Annotated in this window: 17 protein-coding genes; 7 read left to right on the top strand and 10 right to left on the bottom strand. The window is 53.0% G+C overall.

Annotated elements, in window-relative coordinates; translation table 11 throughout:
- Positions 1-12: 12 nt before the first annotated feature.
- A complete protein-coding gene (locus tag L2Y54_RS17330) occupies positions 13-357 on the bottom strand; it encodes a YkvA family protein (RefSeq protein WP_236497878.1) in 345 nt (114 codons plus the stop codon).
- A 197-nt stretch (positions 358-554) separates the two neighbouring features.
- On the opposite strand from L2Y54_RS17330, the gene L2Y54_RS17325 reads away from it, so the two are divergent.
- From L2Y54_RS17325 to L2Y54_RS17315, 3 genes are all read left to right on the top strand, one after another.
- The gene (locus L2Y54_RS17325) at positions 555-2,147 is read left to right on the top strand and encodes a peptide chain release factor 3 (protein WP_236497877.1); all 1,593 of its coding nucleotides are present in this window, start codon (positions 555-557) and stop codon (positions 2,145-2,147) included.
- A 61-nt stretch (positions 2,148-2,208) separates the two neighbouring features.
- A complete protein-coding gene (locus L2Y54_RS17320; RefSeq protein ID WP_236497876.1) occupies positions 2,209-2,460 on the top strand; it encodes a DUF6290 family protein in 252 nt (83 codons plus the stop codon).
- Positions 2,441-2,851, top strand: a complete 411-nt coding sequence (locus tag L2Y54_RS17315) for a type II toxin-antitoxin system VapC family toxin (RefSeq protein ID WP_236497875.1) — start codon at positions 2,441-2,443, stop codon at positions 2,849-2,851. The genes L2Y54_RS17320 and L2Y54_RS17315 overlap by 20 nt, the downstream gene beginning before the upstream one ends.
- Positions 2,852-2,896: 45 nt before the next feature.
- On the opposite strand, the gene L2Y54_RS17310 is transcribed toward L2Y54_RS17315, so the two are convergent.
- On the bottom strand, positions 2,897-3,346 hold the full coding sequence (locus L2Y54_RS17310; protein WP_236497873.1) for a c-type cytochrome: 450 nt from the start codon (positions 3,344-3,346) through the stop codon (positions 2,897-2,899).
- Between the two features lie 169 nt (positions 3,347-3,515).
- On the opposite strand from L2Y54_RS17310, the gene trxC reads away from it, so the two are divergent.
- Together trxC and L2Y54_RS17300 are read left to right on the top strand one after the other, a co-directional pair.
- Positions 3,516-3,950: a thioredoxin TrxC gene (gene trxC / locus L2Y54_RS17305; RefSeq protein ID WP_236497871.1), complete on the top strand. Its 435-nt coding sequence runs from the start codon at positions 3,516-3,518 to the stop codon at positions 3,948-3,950.
- Positions 3,951-3,965: 15 nt separating this feature from the next.
- On the top strand, positions 3,966-4,304 hold the full coding sequence (locus L2Y54_RS17300) for a hypothetical protein (RefSeq protein ID WP_236497870.1): 339 nt from the start codon (positions 3,966-3,968) through the stop codon (positions 4,302-4,304).
- Here the strand turns inward: L2Y54_RS17300 and L2Y54_RS17295 are convergent.
- Both L2Y54_RS17295 and L2Y54_RS17290 read right to left on the bottom strand, forming a co-directional pair.
- A complete protein-coding gene (locus L2Y54_RS17295) occupies positions 4,296-7,391 on the bottom strand; it encodes an efflux RND transporter permease subunit (protein WP_236497869.1) in 3,096 nt (1,031 codons plus the stop codon). The genes L2Y54_RS17300 and L2Y54_RS17295 overlap by 9 nt on opposite strands.
- A complete protein-coding gene (locus L2Y54_RS17290) occupies positions 7,388-8,473 on the bottom strand; it encodes an efflux RND transporter periplasmic adaptor subunit (protein ID WP_236497868.1) in 1,086 nt (361 codons plus the stop codon). Before L2Y54_RS17290 ends, L2Y54_RS17295 begins: the two co-directional genes overlap by 4 nt.
- A 163-nt stretch (positions 8,474-8,636) precedes the next feature.
- Here L2Y54_RS17290 and prfB point away from each other — a divergent pair.
- Both prfB and lysS read left to right on the top strand, forming a co-directional pair.
- A protein-coding gene (gene prfB / locus L2Y54_RS17285) for a peptide chain release factor 2 (protein WP_236497867.1) occupies positions 8,637-9,732 on the top strand; the annotation gives its coding sequence in 2 pieces (ribosomal slippage) (positions 8,637-8,708 and positions 8,710-9,732; 1,095 coding nt in all).
- Positions 9,733-9,734: 2 nt separating this feature from the next.
- On the top strand, positions 9,735-11,240 hold the full coding sequence (lysS, locus tag L2Y54_RS17280; protein ID WP_236497866.1) for a lysine--tRNA ligase: 1,506 nt from the start codon (positions 9,735-9,737) through the stop codon (positions 11,238-11,240).
- A 60-nt stretch (positions 11,241-11,300) separates the two neighbouring features.
- On the opposite strand, the gene L2Y54_RS17275 is transcribed toward lysS, so the two are convergent.
- From L2Y54_RS17275 to L2Y54_RS17250, 6 genes are all read right to left on the bottom strand, one after another.
- Complete coding sequence (locus tag L2Y54_RS17275) at positions 11,301-11,972, bottom strand: phosphoglycolate phosphatase (RefSeq protein ID WP_236497865.1); 672 nt, start codon at positions 11,970-11,972, stop codon at positions 11,301-11,303.
- Positions 11,973-12,047: 75 nt separating this feature from the next.
- Complete coding sequence (rpe, locus tag L2Y54_RS17270; RefSeq protein ID WP_236497864.1) at positions 12,048-12,746, bottom strand: ribulose-phosphate 3-epimerase; 699 nt, start codon at positions 12,744-12,746, stop codon at positions 12,048-12,050.
- Positions 12,747-12,843: 97 nt separating this feature from the next.
- Complete coding sequence (locus tag L2Y54_RS17265) at positions 12,844-13,458, bottom strand: outer membrane beta-barrel protein (RefSeq protein WP_236497863.1); 615 nt, start codon at positions 13,456-13,458, stop codon at positions 12,844-12,846.
- A gap of 15 nt (positions 13,459-13,473) precedes the next feature.
- The gene (locus L2Y54_RS17260) at positions 13,474-14,166 is read right to left on the bottom strand and encodes an outer membrane beta-barrel protein (RefSeq protein WP_236497862.1); all 693 of its coding nucleotides are present in this window, start codon (positions 14,164-14,166) and stop codon (positions 13,474-13,476) included.
- A 39-nt stretch (positions 14,167-14,205) separates the two neighbouring features.
- On the bottom strand, positions 14,206-14,829 hold the full coding sequence (locus L2Y54_RS17255) for an outer membrane beta-barrel protein (RefSeq protein ID WP_236497860.1): 624 nt from the start codon (positions 14,827-14,829) through the stop codon (positions 14,206-14,208).
- A 103-nt stretch (positions 14,830-14,932) separates the two neighbouring features.
- Positions 14,933-15,730, bottom strand: a complete 798-nt coding sequence (locus L2Y54_RS17250; protein WP_236497859.1) for an outer membrane protein assembly factor BamD — start codon at positions 15,728-15,730, stop codon at positions 14,933-14,935.
- Positions 15,731-15,787: the final 57 nt, after the last annotated feature.

Raw genomic sequence — 15,787 nt, 5'->3', positions numbered from 1 at the left:
GATCGTTATGTCTTAGGAGAACCATTGAGTAAGAATTGCCTTGGCTTTTTCGGTGTGCTCATTCTTGATATGAACAGCAGTAGCAGCTATAGCTGCTGCCAAAACTCCCAAATCATCGGTGTATCCAACCACTGGCGCTATATCAGGAATCACATCAATCGGAAAAATAAAGTACCCCAGTGCTCCAAAAATTGTAGTTTTAGCCCAAGCTGGAGTATCACCATCATTAGCAGCGTAATAAAGCTTGAGGGCGGGTTCTAATACGCGTTCACCGGCTGCTTTGGCATAGTTTTTGACTTTCCCCCAAAATCCTTCGTCGGAATATTGGTCGCTAAGTTGATTTTCGGACATTTTCATTATTTTCCTTTATTGTGATTTGGGGTTTAGGTAGCTGTTTGCTCATGTGTGGCGAACAGATGACACATAATAGCTTGCTGGATTGTCTGCTTGCTACTGCCATCCGTCGGGCGGTAGTTTGTCAATGGCTTGCTTACGCCTTTCTGTGCTTTCCGCTATAATCCCCCCCTTTCCAACAGCCCAACCCCGTGGACACCATGACCGACCGCCTAACCGAAACCGCCCGCCGCCGCACCTTCGCCATCATTTCCCACCCGGATGCGGGTAAAACCACCATGACCGAAAAGGTGCTGCTATTCGGGGGCGCAATCCAGCTTGCAGGCACGATCAAAGGGCGCAAAGCCGGTCGCCACGCCACCTCCGACTGGATGACGATGGAAAAAGAACGCGGCATTTCCGTCACCTCATCGGTGATGCAGTTCCCCTACGACGGGCGCATCGTCAACCTGCTCGACACGCCGGGGCATGAAGACTTCTCGGAAGACACCTACCGCGTGTTAACCGCTGTCGATTCCGCGCTCATGGTCATCGACGTCGCAAAAGGTGTCGAAGAACGCACTATTAAGCTCATGGAAGTCTGCCGCCTGCGCGATACGCCAATTATGACCTTCATCAACAAGCTCGACCGCGAAGGCAAAGAGCCGATTGAATTGCTGGATGAAGTCGAAACCGTCCTCAATATCCAATGCGCCCCGATTACCTGGCCTATCGGCATGGGCAAACGCCTCAAAGGGATTTACCACCTTTACGCCGACAAAGTAATCCTCTACAAACCCAGCACCGAACGCCGTCAGGATTACGACGAAATTCAAGGGCTGGACAACCCCGAACTCGACACATTGCTCGGCACACAAGCCGACGAATTACGCGAAGAAATCGAGCTGGTGAAAGGCGCAAGCCATGAATTTGACCTGCAAGCCTACCTCGATGGCAAGCTCACACCCGTGTATTTCGGCACGGCCTTAAACAGCTTCGGCATCCGCGAATTGCTGGACGGTTTCGTGGAAAACGCCCCCGCCCCGCAAGCCCGCCCGACCACCACCCGCAAAGTCGAAGCAGCCGAAGAGCCGTTCACCGGCTTCGTCTTCAAAATCCAAGCGAATATGGATCCGCAACACCGCGACCGTATGGCGTTCATGCGCATTTGTTCCGGCAAGTTTGAAAAGGGCATGAAGGTCAAACACGTCCGCATCGGCAAGGATGTGAAAATCCCCGACGCGCTCACCTTCATGGCATCCGACCGCGAACACGTCGAAGACGCTTACCCCGGCGACATTATCGGCTTGCACAACCACGGCAGCATCCGCATCGGCGACACCTTCACAATGGGCGAAAACCTGCAATTCACCGGCATTCCCAACTTCGCACCGGAACTGTTTCGCCGTGCGCAACTTCGCGACCCGCTGAAAATGAAGCAGCTCCAAAAAGGCTTGGAGCAATTGTGCGAAGAGGGTGCAACCCAGCTTTTCAAGCCGATCAATAACAACGACCTGATTCTTGGCGCGGTCGGTGTGTTGCAGTTCGACGTGGTGGCGCAACGGCTCAAAGACGAATACAAAGTCGATGCGATGTTTGAAGGTGTGAACGTGCAAACCGCGCGTTGGGTCACGTCCACCAACGAGAAGAAGTTCGATGAATTCAAGACTAAAGCGGCGCAGAATTTAGCTTACGACCATGCGGGCGAGCTGGTCTACATCGCCCCAACCCGCATCAACCTGCAAATGGCGCAGGAAAAATGGCCGGACATTAAGTTCCATTCCACCCGCGAACATGGCGTGGCAACAGGTTGATAGTATGTGGTTTGATGCTTGTGCTACACTTGTAATACATCTGTAGTACAGGAGGCAAACCATGACCATTTCAATCCGCCTAGACAAATCCATTGAAGAAGCCCTGCGACAGCGCTTGCAGCTCAGCGGCATTCCCTTGTCGGAATTTGTGCGCGAAGCTATCCGCGAGAAACTGGATAAAGAAGTGGACAAACCCAGCCCCTACGAGTTAGGCAAGCATTTGTTTGGTCGCAATGGCAGTGGGCGTGATGATTTAAGCATTAACCGTAAAGCCATTTTGCGGGAGAAGCTGAATGCGAAACATCGTCATTGATAGTGGCCCGTTGATCGCATTGTTTGACCGCAGTGACCGTTACCACTCACAAGCGAAAGCCTTCATCAATGGGCTACAGGGCAAGTTGCACACCAATCTGGTGGTGATCGGCGAAGTCGTACACATGCTGGATTTCTCGCAACAGACGCAGCAGGATTTTCTATTTTGGGTGCAAAACGCCGCGCTGATTGATGAAAATACCGTGGGTGATTGGCCTCGGATTCTGAACTTGCTGGAAAAATATTCCGACCTACCCGCCGATTTTGCGGATGCCTCCCTGATCGTTTTGTGTGAACGCCTCAACACCCGTTTCGTCGCCAGCGTCGATAGCGATTTCACCGTTTATCGCGATTACGCCCGCAATCATTTCACCAATCTGTTTTGGGGATAAATAAAAAAGGCTACGCAGCCAGTGCTGGTAGCCTTTTACTATCAATTACTTGACTTGTGCAACCATGTAATCAACGGCTGCTTTGACTTCATCGTCAGACAGCGCTGGGTTGCCGCCTTTCGCAGGCATAGCGCCTTTACCTTCCAGACTGGTTTTGTAAAGAGCGTCCACACCGGTTGCAATACGCGGTTCCCATGCGGCTTTGTCACCCAGTTTAGGGGAACCAGCAATACCTGCATCATGGCAGCTCATGCACAGACCTTTGTAAATTTTTTCACCGTCGATTTTAACAGCATCGGCTGCTTTGTCATCGGCTTTAGGGGCTTCAGCCGCCGCTTCTGGTTTAGCAGCATCGGCTGCTTTGTCATCGGCTTTAGGGGCTTCGGCAGCCGCTTCCGGTTTGGCAGCATCGGCGGCTTTTTCTTCGGCAAATGCAGGTGCAGTGGCTTGAGCGAGTGCGATTAGTGTGATGCCCAATAGGCTTAGTGCTTTCATGACTACTTCTCCTAGCGATTATGGTTTGTCGTGTTAAAACGGTTCGATTCTACGGATTCTTTAAAAAGTCGCAATGCCATTCTGCCTGTTATTGCGACTTTTTCCTTTAAATCGAGCAGAGTAAACCCATAATAGGCACATTGAAGTAATCGTCTTTGAGGAATTAAGCATGAGTAACCCGATGAATATCGTCTGCCCCGCGTGCAGTGTCACCAATCGCATTCCGGCGGAACGGCTGGGCGAGCACGCCAAGTGCGGCAAGTGTGGCAGCGATTTGTTTACTGGACACCCGACCGAGCTAAGTGCTGAGAATTTTGCCAAACACATCAGCCGTAATGATATTCCCGTCTTGGTTGACTTTTGGGCACCGTGGTGTGGCCCTTGCCGTCAAATGGCACCTGCTTTTGAGAAAGCTGCTGCGCAACTGGAACCCAACGTGCGTTTTGCAAAACTGAATACCGAAGATCACCAAATGGTGGGGGCGCATTACAGTATTCGCAGCATTCCGACGATGGTGCTATTCAAAGGCGGGCAAGAAATTGCACGTCAATCCGGCGCAATGGGGGCTGCGGATATTGAGCGTTGGGTGCGTAGCCAGCTTTAAACAGGTGAAAGCAGCATGATCTTAGGTCAAACAGTGGCAGCATGGGGAAAACCCGATTTTCCAGCCGTGTTCAGCGCGGAAGTGCAAGGGTTAGGCGCGAATGCCTTACCCTTGCAAGCAGGTTTAACACACAGCAGCCAAGTCAGCGGTGACACTTTCAGTGTGATGGTGTTGGAAAGCAGTGCTACTGCGACTCACCTGCAAATCCGCACGGGGATTTTCTACGCCGGGGTCATTGTCGGCAGTTGTTGTGCCGACGACCCCACGCCCCTGTGCGAACAGCCCGAATATTGCGAGCTGTTGTTTACGCTTGAGCGCAGCACTGCCGCTACTCACGTGACATTATTAGGGTAAGGTCGGCTCAGCGTGTTTAAACTTACCGCTGAGCTTTCTAAACCCTACCAAAATATCGTCAATAAACGTAAACACCACCGGAATCACCAGCAGACTCAGCACCGTTGACGCCAGCAAGCCGCCGATAACCACAATCGCCATCGGTTGGCGGAAGCTGGGGTCAGCCGCCAACCCCAACGCGGTCGGCATCATCCCCGCACTCATCGCAATCGTGGTCATCACAATCGGGCGGGCGCGTTTGTGGCAGGCATCCAGCAGTGCATCCACGCGGTTTTTCTGATCACGTTCCCGCGCCATCACCGCATAATCCACCAACAAGATCGAGTTTTTGGTGACAATTCCCATCAGCATTAGTAAACCAATGACCGCAGGCATCGAGAAACTACTGCCCGTCAGCAACAATGCCAACAGCGCCCCGCCGATTGACAAGGGCAATGCCGCCAGAATCGTAATCGGTTGCAAAAAGTCGTGGAACAGCAGCACCAACACAATGTAAATCAACAATACCCCGATCAACATGGCACCGCCGAACCCGCCGAAGAGTTCCGCCATGCGCTCCGCATCCCCCGAACTTTGCCGAATCACGCCGGGGGGTAGGGTTGCCAAACTCGGCAATTTATCCACCATGACGGTGACTTGCCCGACGGGTAAGCCGTTCAATTCCACATCAATGCTGACATTGCGCATCCTATCGAAACGATCCAAACGCGCCGGGCCGCTACCCAATTGCACATCCGCCACCGCTGCCAATGGCACAGCGCCATTACGCCCCGGAATTCGTAATTGGCGAATCGTATCGAGGTCATTGCGCACACTTTCATCAAATTGCACCCGAATCGGGATTTGCCGCTGGGGTAAATTGAGCTTGGGTAAGCGGGTGGAAAAATCCCCGCTGGTTGCCACCCGCACCACTTGCCCCAAGGCTTCGGTGCTCACGCCCAATTCTGCCGCCCGTGCGTAGTTGGGGGTAATGTGGATTTCAGGGCGTTGCAGGCTTGCGCCGGATACCACATTGCCAATGCCTTGCAGGGTGCGTAAATCACGTTCCGCGCGTTGCGCTGCTGTTAGCAACAGCTTGCCGTCATCACTGGCTAACACGACTTGCATTTTGTCGCCAGACCCGCCCGAACCCACGGTGTAACGCACGCCGGGTAAGGGTTTCAGGGTTTGGCGAATCTCAGCTTCGACAGCGGTTTGCGAGCGCGAACGCTCTTCGCGGGTGGTGAGGCTCACCGTCAGCGTGGCTTTGCGTACATCCGCACCGCCGCCTTCGGCAATCGGGCCACTGCTCACGCCACTGGCTGCTCCCACCAGCGTAAACACTTGTTTTACATCGGCTAAGGGTTGCAGCAAACGCCGCGCTTGTTCGGCAATGGCATAAGATTCTTCCAGCGTACTGCCCGGTTGCATTTCCAACGTTACCGAGGTCAGCGCGGTATCGGCAGGCGGCACAAAGCCTTTCGGCAACAAGGGTACAATTTGCAGGGATGCCACGAAAATCGCAATCGCTGCTACCAGTGTGATGAAACGGTGTTTTAAACACCAGCCCGCCGCTGTCATGTAATGGCGCATAAACCAGCCATCGCGCTCTGGCTGCTTGGCTTTTTGGGTGGAATGCGGTTTCAGGAAATACGCCGCCATCATTGGCGTGAGCAAACGCGCTACCGCCAGCGAGAAGAACACCGCAACCGCTGCGGTAATCCCAAACGATTCAAAAAATTTACCCGGTACTCCGCCCATAAACGCCGTCGGTAAAAACACCGCAATCAGCGTAAAGGTAGTCGCAATGACTGCCAACCCGATTTCATCGGCGGCTTCGATGGCGGCTTGTTTGGGCGTTTTACCCATGCGCAAATGGCGTTCAATGTTTTCCACTTCCACAATCGCGTCATCGACCAACACCCCAACCACCAAGGCAAGCGCGAGCAAGGTGAGGATATTCAGTGAGAACCCAAAGTAATGCATCGCCGCAAACGTGGGAATAATCGCCAACGGCAAGGCGGCTGCGGATACCAAGGTGGCACGTATATCCCGCAAAAATAGCAAGACCACCAAAATGGCTAAGGCAGCACCTTCGTACAATAAGTGCATTGAGCCGGTGTAGTTGGCTTGAATGCGCTCAATGGTGTCGTAAGCTTCCGCCAGTTGCACTTGCGGGTGAGAAGTGGCGAATTGCGTCAGTGTCGCCCGCACGCCTTCCACCACGTCGATTTCACTCGCGCCGCGTACTCGCGTGACTTGGAAACCGACCACGGATTTGCCATCCAGCAAGGCGTGGGTGGAACGTTCCGCCACGGTATCGCGGATGGTGGCAAGCTGATCCAAACGCACATGCCGCCCGTTTGAGAGCGGAATTTCGATAGCACCGAGTTCGGCAGCCGTGCCGACCCGCCCTAAAGTACGCACGGATTGAATACCGCCGCCCACATCACCGCGTCCACCGGGGGCATCTTGCTGCATTTGCCCCAAGCGGTTGGAAATATCGGCAGCCGTAACTCCCAAACCTGCCATGAGTGCGGGGTTTAGGTCGATGCGCACTTCGCGGTTAACGCCGCCGACCCGTGATACTTTACCGACACCTTTGACCGCCATTAACTCGCGGGTAATCTCATTGTCGACAAACCAGGATAGTGCTTCTTCGTCCATATTGGGCGCGGCAACGGTGAATGTCACTAACGGGCTACCGGAAGTGGTCACTTTTGAAACCACCGGGTCATTCATTTGCGAGGGCAAGTTGGCGCGGATGGTGTCGATGGCATTGCGCACTTCGTTGAGCGCGATTTCGGTCTCTTTGTCGATGTCGAATTCGGCAGCAATGCTGGCGGAACTGTCCGTCAAGGTGGTGCGTAAATGCTTAACGCCGTTAATGGTGGCAAGCTGGTTTTCGATCTTGCGGGCGACTTCGCTTTCAAGCTGTTCGGGGTCAGCGCCTTCAAGCGAGGCATTCACAATAATGGTGGGTAATTCAATATCGGGGAAGTTTTGAATGCCCAGCGCCTGAAACCCTTTGATGCCCAAAAAGCTCAGCAGCGCAAACAGCAATACCGCTGGAACGGGGTTGCGGATTGACCAAGCGGAAACGTTCATGGTTTATCCCCAGTGCTGCTGACGGGTTTGTCGACGATTTGCACGGTGTCGCCGTCATTCAGGAAGCCGCCGCCCGTCATGACCACGCGAGCGCTGGCGTTGATACCCTCGCGGATTTCGGTTTGACCTTGTGCGGTTCTGCCAATTTTGACGAGGCGTTGTTGCACGCGGTTATCGTTGCTGACTTCAAACACGTAGTGATTGCCATCGCGCAAGATTACGGCGGCTTGGGGTAAGGTCATGGCTTTGGTTGCGCCTGTGAGAATTTCACCTTCGGCAAACATGCCGGTTTTGGCTGGGCTACCGTTGGGCAGGCTGATGTATACCGTGGCGTTGCGGGTATTGGGGTCGAGCGTGGGGGCAACTAGGCGCACCGTGCCAGTGACGCTTTCGCCGTTGGGAAGAGTGAGGCGGGCGGCTTGTCCGCTTTGAATGGTGCTGGCATCGCGCCCGGAGACTTCCGCCCGCCATTCGAGTTTGTGTTGGCGCACCATGCGGAATAATTCGGTGCCGGTTTGCACGACTGCGCCGAGCGTGGCAGTGCGAGTGGTGATAATGCCATCATCCGGGGCAAGGATGCGGGTTTGTGCGAGGCGGATTTGTTGGGCATCGAGCGCGGCTTGCGCAATCGCTTCACCGGTTAGGTATTGGTCAATTTGTTGCGCGGGGATTGCACCGCTGCTTTTTAAACGACGGGCGCGGTCGGCATTGGCACGGGCTTCGGCGAGGCTGGCTTGTTTTTGGGCGACATCGGCTTGCACGGCGGCTTGCGATAATTTCACCAATTCTTGACCTTTTTTGACTTCATCGCCGACATCTGCCAGCACGTCAGTGATGCGCAAACCGCTGATTTCGGATGCAATAATGGCTTCTTGCCAAGGGCTGATCGCGCCGTTAGCCATAATGGTCGTGCCCCAGTCTTGCGCCATTGGGTTGGTTACGCTGACGGCAAGGGCGGGGTTAGCAGCGGGCGCAGGCGCGGTGTCTTCGGCGAATACCGATGGCAACGGTAACAATGCCAAGCTGCTTGCCAGCAATAATGTGGGAGCTAAACGGGAGGAAAGGGCGAATGTGAACTTCATATTAATGACTGCCGGTCAATTGATTGAGGGGAATCTTAAATGACCGATAGTCAGTTGTCGAGATGGAATTACCCCGATTAGGTGAGAACGCCATTTAACCGCTTTGAATATATTCCCCATGATTGCTATCATCCCCCGTTTTCCCTCGTATTAGCGAAATATCATGGAACTCAACCCCACCTATACCAAAATCAAAGATCTCCAAGGGCGCGTGGACGCTCTTAGGGGGTATCTTTGACTACGACGTTAAAAGCGAACGTTTAGAAGAAGTCAGCCGCGAACTCGAAGACCCCAAGGTCTGGGATAATCCGCAGCGGGCGCAAGACCTTGGCAAAGAACGCGCTATTCTCGAAGGCATTGTCGGCGGCATTGATAAAATCAGTTCCGGCCTTGCTGACGCCAAAGAGCTGCTCGAACTCGCCGAAATGGAAGACGACGAAGACAGCGCCGAAGCCGTTATCGCCGATGTCGAGAGCATCGAAAAGCACGTTGCCCAGCTCGAATTTGAACGCATGTTCTCCGGGCCGATGGATCGCAATAACGCCTTCCTCGACATCCAAGCCGGGTCGGGTGGTACAGAAGCGCAAGATTGGGCGGAAATCCTGTTGCGCATGTACTTGCGTTGGGGTGAAGCCAAAGGTTTCAAAGTCGAATTGCTCGAAGCCAGCCCCGGCGACGTGGCAGGCATCAAAGGCGCGAGTATCAGCTTTGAAGGCCCTTACGCTTTCGGCTGGTTGCGCACCGAAACGGGTGTACACCGACTGGTACGCAAATCGCCATTCGACTCCGGCAACCGCCGCCACACCTCGTTCAGCGGCGTTTTCGTGTCGCCAGAAGTCGATGACAATATCGAAATCGACATTAACCCAGCCGATTTGCGCATTGACGTTTACCGCGCTTCCGGGGCGGGCGGTCAGCACATCAACAAAACCGAATCGGCGGTGCGGATTACCCATACGCCCACCAATACGGTCGTGCAATGCCAGAGCGGGCGTTCCCAGCACCAGAACAAAGACAACGCCATGAAGCAATTGCGTGCCAAACTCTATGAGCAGGAAATGCTCAAGCGCAATGCGGATAAGCAGGCATTGGAAGACAGCAAATCCGACATTGGTTGGGGCAGTCAGATTCGCTCCTATGTTCTCGACCAGTCGCGCATCAAGGATTTGCGCACGGGTGTAGAAACGGCGAATACTCAAGCAGTATTGGACGGCGATCTGGACAAATTTATTGAAGCAAGCTTAAAAAGCGGACTGTAATCATGAGCGAACACGACAACCATCACGACCAGCATGATGAAAACAAACTGATCACGCAACGTCGCGACAAGCTGGCAAAACTGCGCGAACAGGGCAAAGCGTTTCCCAATGACGTGGTGCGTGAACACAAAGCTGCTGATTTGCAGCAAGCATACGGCGCACACGACAAGGAATGGTTTGAAGAACACGCCATCCCCGTGACGGTAGCGGGGCGCATGATGCTCCAGCGCATCATGGGCAAGGCGAGTTTTGCGACGATTTCGGATGTATCCGGGCGCATTCAGTTATACGCACAGAAAAACGTGCTGGGTGATGAGATTTTCGATGACTATTGCCATTGGGATTTGGGCGACATTATCTGGGCTTCCGGGATGTTGTTCAAAACCAAAACCGGCGAGTTGTCGGTGAAGGTACATGAAATCCGTTTGCTGACTAAATCGTTGCGCCCGTTGCCAGAAAAGTTCCACGGCTTGACCGATCACGAACAACGTTACCGCCAGCGTTATATCGACTTGATTATGAATCACGAGTCGCGCGATGCGTTCATGATGCGTTCCAAAATCGTGAGCTATATCCGCAACTTTTTCATGCAGCGCGATTTTCTGGAAGTCGAAACGCCAATGTTGCAAATTATTCCTGGTGGGGCGACAGCACGTCCGTTCGTGACGCACCACAATGCGCTGGATTTGCCGATGTATTTGCGGATTGCGCCGGAATTATTCCTCAAGCGGCTAGTGGTCGGTGGGTTTGAACGGGTGTTTGAAATCAACCGCAATTTCCGCAACGAAGGGCTTTCCACCCGGCATAACCCTGAATTCACCATGATCGAATTTTATCAGGCGTATGCGACTTACCACGATTTGATGGATTTGACCGAAAGTCTGATACGTGGCATTGCCAATGATGTCGTTGGTAGCAATGAGATTACTTATCAGGGTGAGGTTTTCGATTTCGACAAGCCGTTTGCGCGGATGAGTGTGCGCAGTTCCATCCTGCACTTCAACCCGGAATTGTCTGCCGAACAGCTTGATACGCTGGAAGGTGCACGGGAAGTGGCGCGGAAACTGGGCATTCCGCTCAAAGATGGCTACGGCTTGGGCAAAGTGCAAATTGAGATTTTCGAGAAAACCGTCGAACACCGTTTGCTGCAACCGACCTTTATTACCGAATACCCGGCGGAAGTGTCGCCATTGGCGCGGCGCAATGATGCTAACCCTTTCATCACTGACCGTTTCGAGTTCTTTGTCGGTGGGCGTGAAATCGGCAATGGTTTCTCCGAGTTGAATGACGCGGAAGATCAGGCGGAACGCTTTATGCAGCAAGTCGCGGATAAAGACGCGGGCGATGATGAAGCGATGCATTTTGATGCGGATTATATCCGTGCGTTGGAATACGGGATGCCGCCGACGGCAGGTGAAGGGATTGGGATTGATCGGTTGGTGATGTTGTTTACGGATGCGCCGTCGATAAGAGACGTGATACTTTTTCCGCACATGAGACCGGAATAGGAAGAAACCCCTCCTAACCTCCCCTTATCAGGGGAGGAATTGAGAGAGGGATTTCAGTGTTTAGGCGCTAATCAAGTTGGCGAGTTCGGTCATGGAATCAATGACCGCATCTGGCGAATAGTTACGAATGTCTTCGCCGTGATTGTAGCCGTAGGTCATGCAAATGATTTGGAAGCCTGCCGCTCGTGCTGCTTTCACGTCAGACTTGGAATCGCCGATCATTACCGAATCTTCTGGTTGTACACCTAGCTTTTCAGCCGCGTGTAACAAGGGTAGTGGATGCGGTTTCTTTTCCGGCAAAGAATCACCGCTGATAATGATTTCAAAGCGGTCAACAATACCCAAATCGGTCAGCAAGGGCAGGGTGAACTGCTCCGCTTTATTGGTGACACAGCCAATCTTCAAACCTTCACAGCTTTGCAGAAAATCCAAGCCTTCTAACACGCCATCGTACAAACGGCTGCGTTTCGAGGTGTTTTCCGCGTACAGTTCCATGAAAATCGGCATGGCACGCGCAAACAACTCCGCATCGGGATAGCCATCGAGGTCATTGGTCAAGGCGCGTTCGGTCAAACGCTGCACGCCATTGCCGACCCACTGGCGCACGGCTGCTTCGCCGCGTACTGGCATATCCAGTTGTTTCAGCATTTCATCGACGCAAAACGTCAGGTCGGGAACGCTGTCAACCAGCGTTCCATCCACGTCAATCAATACCATTTTCGGTTTGAACATAATCAATCCTTGATGTCGGGCTGAAGCCCGACCTACAGAAAATGTGTAGGTCGGACTTTAGTCCGACGATTCATTTTAGATTTGTGCCGCTGCCAATTCCTTACGGAATTCAGCCAGAACGGTGTTGTAATGGTTCGGGTCAGCTTTGTTGGCAACGTTGAAGATCGCAGAACCGGCCACAAATGCATCCGCACCCGCTTCTTTGATTTCGCGGATATTGCCCGGTTTGACACCGCCATCGACTTCCAAACGAATATCCAGACCGGAATCGTCAATCATCTTGCGTACTTGACGCAATTTGGTCAGCGTTGATGGGATGAAGCTTTGCCCACCAAAGCCGGGGTTGACCGACATCAGCAGGATCATGTCCACCTTGTCCATCAAATATTCCAAGATATTCAGTGGCGTAGCCGGGTTGAATACCAAGCCAGCCTTGCAACCTTCGTTGCGGATCAGTTGCAAGGTGCGGTCAACGTGTTCAGACGCTTCCGGGTGGAAGGTGATGTAAGACGCGCCCGCTTTGGCGAAGTCAGGAATAATGCGGTCAACCGGCTTAACCATCAAATGCACATCAATCGGTGCAGTTACGCCGTGCTTGCGCAGGGCTTCGCATACCAAAGGGCCAATGGTCAGGTTAGGAACATAATGGTTATCCATTACGTCGAAATGCACAATGTCCGCACCGGAAGCTAAGACGTTAACCACTTCCTCACCCAGACGGGCAAAGTCAGCAGACAAAATGGATGGTGCGATGAAATCGGCTTGACGTGCCATAAACATTCTCCTCAAAACGTGGCGATCAAAAGGCAAAAGTGCAGCCACTTTACCGGAAAGGCTGTGCTAATACAGCCCTTCCGTGGGAGATAGATTTTCAGAGTGTGGAATAACTCAAACCCAGTGAATACAGGTCAGCATCGGTTTCGTAAGCGGAATCAGAGCCAATATTCAGCATATGTTCCCATTCCCCGCGCAGGTGTAGATTGCTGTTCAGTTGGAATTGTGCGCCGCCGCCAACGAGAATGCTCGTACCGCTATTGTCCGTTTGTTCGCTTTGACTGCCGGAGGTCTTATTGGTCTTGCTTTCCCAAGCCATTGCCCCAGCTTTGCCAAACGCTTCTAGCTGCGGCGAAAGTGGTACGTAACCGACCCCAGTCACGACACTGCCGGTCGTGTTGTTGCTTAATTTGGCGGTACTGCCCCCGGTCGAGCCATTCATATTGCTCTCGCCGAGGTCGTAATAACCGATTTCGACCCCTAACATGGGGTTGAAACGTGCACCACCGAAGGCTTTCCAAGCAAAATCTTGGTTATCGCATTCGCCGCTGAAAAACGGGTCATTGCAGGTATCCCCCTGTTTAGCGCTGCCAGCACTCGCGCCGACATACAGTTTGGGGCCGTTGCTGAAATCACTGCCCATGATGGACTCCCCCGCGTGCGCGTTGCTTAGTAAACCGATGAGCAAGCACCCTGCCAGTTTTCGTTTCATCCTGCTGCCCCGTGTTTAAAAGGTGGAAAAAACCGCGCCGACACTCAATAAACCCGCGTCGGCTTCGTAATCGGTGTCTGCTGCTGTACCCATAATGTGTTCATACTCGCCCCGTAACGATAGGTTGGGGTTAAGCTTCACTTGTGCGCCAGCGCCCAATAACATGCTTACGCCACTGTTAGTGCTGGTGGTATCCAGCTCAGAATCTTCGGCTACGGTTTTGCTACCATTTTGTTTCCAAAAGGCTGCGCCAACTTTGCCGATTAATTCAGTGCGAGGGGCAACCGGAACGTAACCTACGCCCGCGACATAACTGGCAGAGAGTTCGCTTTGGAGTTCGCTGTCGTAAATGCCCGCCCGACCTGCTTTACCTTGCGCCGTATTTTCACCCAGTTCCATGTAGCCGAGTTCTACGCCCATCGTGGGCAGGGCGGTAGCAGGCATGACACCCGCTGGTGTTGCCCAAAATTCGTTCGGGTTACGACTGGGGTCAGCGCGTAAGCCGACAAAGGCTTTATGCCCGCTATCACTGTCTTCGCAATCTGTCGTGGTGGCGTCACAAGCACCATCATGGTTGCTCATGCCCGCACTCAGACCGCCATACAAAGAAATATTAGAAGGCACACCATAGCCTTCCATACCGCCCGCATAGACACTATTAGCCAATAGCGCCAAGCCTGCTATTGAGCAGGAAAGTAAAATTTTCATACAAGCCCCTTTCTGTATGCCCTCTAACGAGGGAATTTATTATAACGATGAGAAAATAAAGCCAAGACTCAGCAAGTCAATGTCATTGGCATGAGCAGCGGTGCTGCCCACATCTTTAAAGCGTTCCCACTCGGCACGCACGCCCATATTGTCACCGAGGTTATAGTCAGCGCCCACGCCGACCAAGACATCGGTGCCGGTATTTTCTACCGTGCCGCTGCTATCGGTTTGTTCCAGTGTCCAGCGTGCTACGCCCGCTTTGCCAAACAGTTCGATTTGGTCGGTCATGGGGATGCCAGCGACGGCGGCGGTGGTGAAAGCGGTTGCCTGTTGGCTAACTTCACCCCCGGTAGCCATGCCGCTTTGTTTGCCAAAGTCGACATAGCCCGCTTCCAGCACAATATTGTCATTCATGCGCACCCCGGCGAAGGCTTTCCAGCTTTTGTCGCTGTTGTCACAGTCGCTAAGTGGATCGCAAAACCCATCGGTAGTGGTCGTACCGATACTTGCCCCCAAATAGTTGGGTGCTTTGGCGTTGGAATTCATGCCAATGGGTGACATCGGTTTGATTTTGGAAAAAGGTGAACTGTTGTCTGCCATCGCAGTGTTGCTAAGTACACTGAATAGGCACACGGCAAGCGCGGCAGTTTTGGAAATCGTCATGTGTGTAGCCCCGATATTATTATTTTGCTGGGTAGCTTTTATCACGACTCTAAATGACTGGCAGGCAAGCTGCCAGCATTAACCGATAATCGGCGTTTGGGGATTAGCGTAACTGGGCTTTGAGGGCAGCCGCACGTTCCGGGAAGTTCAGTTCTAGCACCCGCAGGTTGTCGGCGGCTAAATCCGGTTTGCCGAGCTTGTGAGCGGCTTTGACCTTGATTTCCAACGCATCCGCAATTGCGGGTGAGCCTTGGTAATGTTTCACCGCGTATTCCGCACGGTTGAATGCCGCCAGCCATGCGCCGCGTGTCATGTAGTATTGCGCCACATTTAACTCGGATTGTGCCAAACTATTGCGCAAGTGCTTGATGCGTTCTTGCGCATCCGGGGCGTATTTGCTGCCGGGGTGGCGGGTCAGCAGGTGTGAAAAGTCTTGGAACGACTCTTTCTGCCGTACTGTGTCCAAATCGGCAATGCTACGTGGAAATAATTTATCCACGATGCTGTGCCCACGGTTAAAGTTTACCAAGCCGCGCAAATACAGGGCATAATCCGCATCTTCGCTGCTAGGGTTCATGCGCAGGAAGCGATCAATCGCATCCAAAGCGGAATCCGGCTCATCGAACTTGTAGTACGCGTAAGCGGTTTCCAGTTGCGCTTGTTGCGCGAAACGCCCCAAGGGGTAACGTGCTTCGAGCGACTCGTACAAGCCAATAGCGCGTTCGTAGTCGCCTGCGTTGGCGGCTTCGCGTGCCGTGGTATAAATTTTATTGGCTGACCAACCTTCTGTCAGGTCTTTTTCAGTCTGGGAAAAGATCGAGCAGCCGCTAGTCGCCGCCGACATAACCAATACACTTGCCAGATAAACGCTGGCACGTAGTCTTTTTGTATTTATCGACATTTGCTTAACAACACATGATGATAGAATGAGTTTGCAAGTATAGCGTATTCAACCGGA

Origin of the sequence: Thiothrix winogradskyi (assembly GCF_021650935.1) — a bacterium.
Lineage (GTDB): Bacteria > Pseudomonadota > Gammaproteobacteria > Thiotrichales > Thiotrichaceae > Thiothrix > Thiothrix winogradskyi.
This window is presented reverse-complemented; position numbering and strand designations above follow the sequence as displayed.

Coding starts and splice junctions, on each gene's coding strand:
- L2Y54_RS17330 (WP_236497878.1), bottom strand. CDS start 357: ATGAAAATGTCCGAAAATCAACTTAGCGACCAATATTCCGACGAAGGA.
- L2Y54_RS17325 (WP_236497877.1), top strand. CDS start 555: ATGACCGACCGCCTAACCGAAACCGCCCGCCGCCGCACCTTCGCCATC.
- L2Y54_RS17320 (WP_236497876.1), top strand. CDS start 2,209: ATGACCATTTCAATCCGCCTAGACAAATCCATTGAAGAAGCCCTGCGA.
- L2Y54_RS17315 (WP_236497875.1), top strand. CDS start 2,441: ATGCGAAACATCGTCATTGATAGTGGCCCGTTGATCGCATTGTTTGAC.
- L2Y54_RS17310 (WP_236497873.1), bottom strand. CDS start 3,346: ATGAAAGCACTAAGCCTATTGGGCATCACACTAATCGCACTCGCTCAA.
- trxC (WP_236497871.1), top strand. CDS start 3,516: ATGAGTAACCCGATGAATATCGTCTGCCCCGCGTGCAGTGTCACCAAT.
- L2Y54_RS17300 (WP_236497870.1), top strand. CDS start 3,966: ATGATCTTAGGTCAAACAGTGGCAGCATGGGGAAAACCCGATTTTCCA.
- L2Y54_RS17295 (WP_236497869.1), bottom strand. CDS start 7,391: ATGAACGTTTCCGCTTGGTCAATCCGCAACCCCGTTCCAGCGGTATTG.
- L2Y54_RS17290 (WP_236497868.1), bottom strand. CDS start 8,473: ATGAAGTTCACATTCGCCCTTTCCTCCCGTTTAGCTCCCACATTATTG.
- lysS (WP_236497866.1), top strand. CDS start 9,735: ATGAGCGAACACGACAACCATCACGACCAGCATGATGAAAACAAACTG.
- L2Y54_RS17275 (WP_236497865.1), bottom strand. CDS start 11,972: ATGTTCAAACCGAAAATGGTATTGATTGACGTGGATGGAACGCTGGTT.
- rpe (WP_236497864.1), bottom strand. CDS start 12,746: ATGGCACGTCAAGCCGATTTCATCGCACCATCCATTTTGTCTGCTGAC.
- L2Y54_RS17265 (WP_236497863.1), bottom strand. CDS start 13,458: ATGAAACGAAAACTGGCAGGGTGCTTGCTCATCGGTTTACTAAGCAAC.
- L2Y54_RS17260 (WP_236497862.1), bottom strand. CDS start 14,166: ATGAAAATTTTACTTTCCTGCTCAATAGCAGGCTTGGCGCTATTGGCT.
- L2Y54_RS17255 (WP_236497860.1), bottom strand. CDS start 14,829: ATGACGATTTCCAAAACTGCCGCGCTTGCCGTGTGCCTATTCAGTGTA.
- L2Y54_RS17250 (WP_236497859.1), bottom strand. CDS start 15,730: ATGTCGATAAATACAAAAAGACTACGTGCCAGCGTTTATCTGGCAAGT.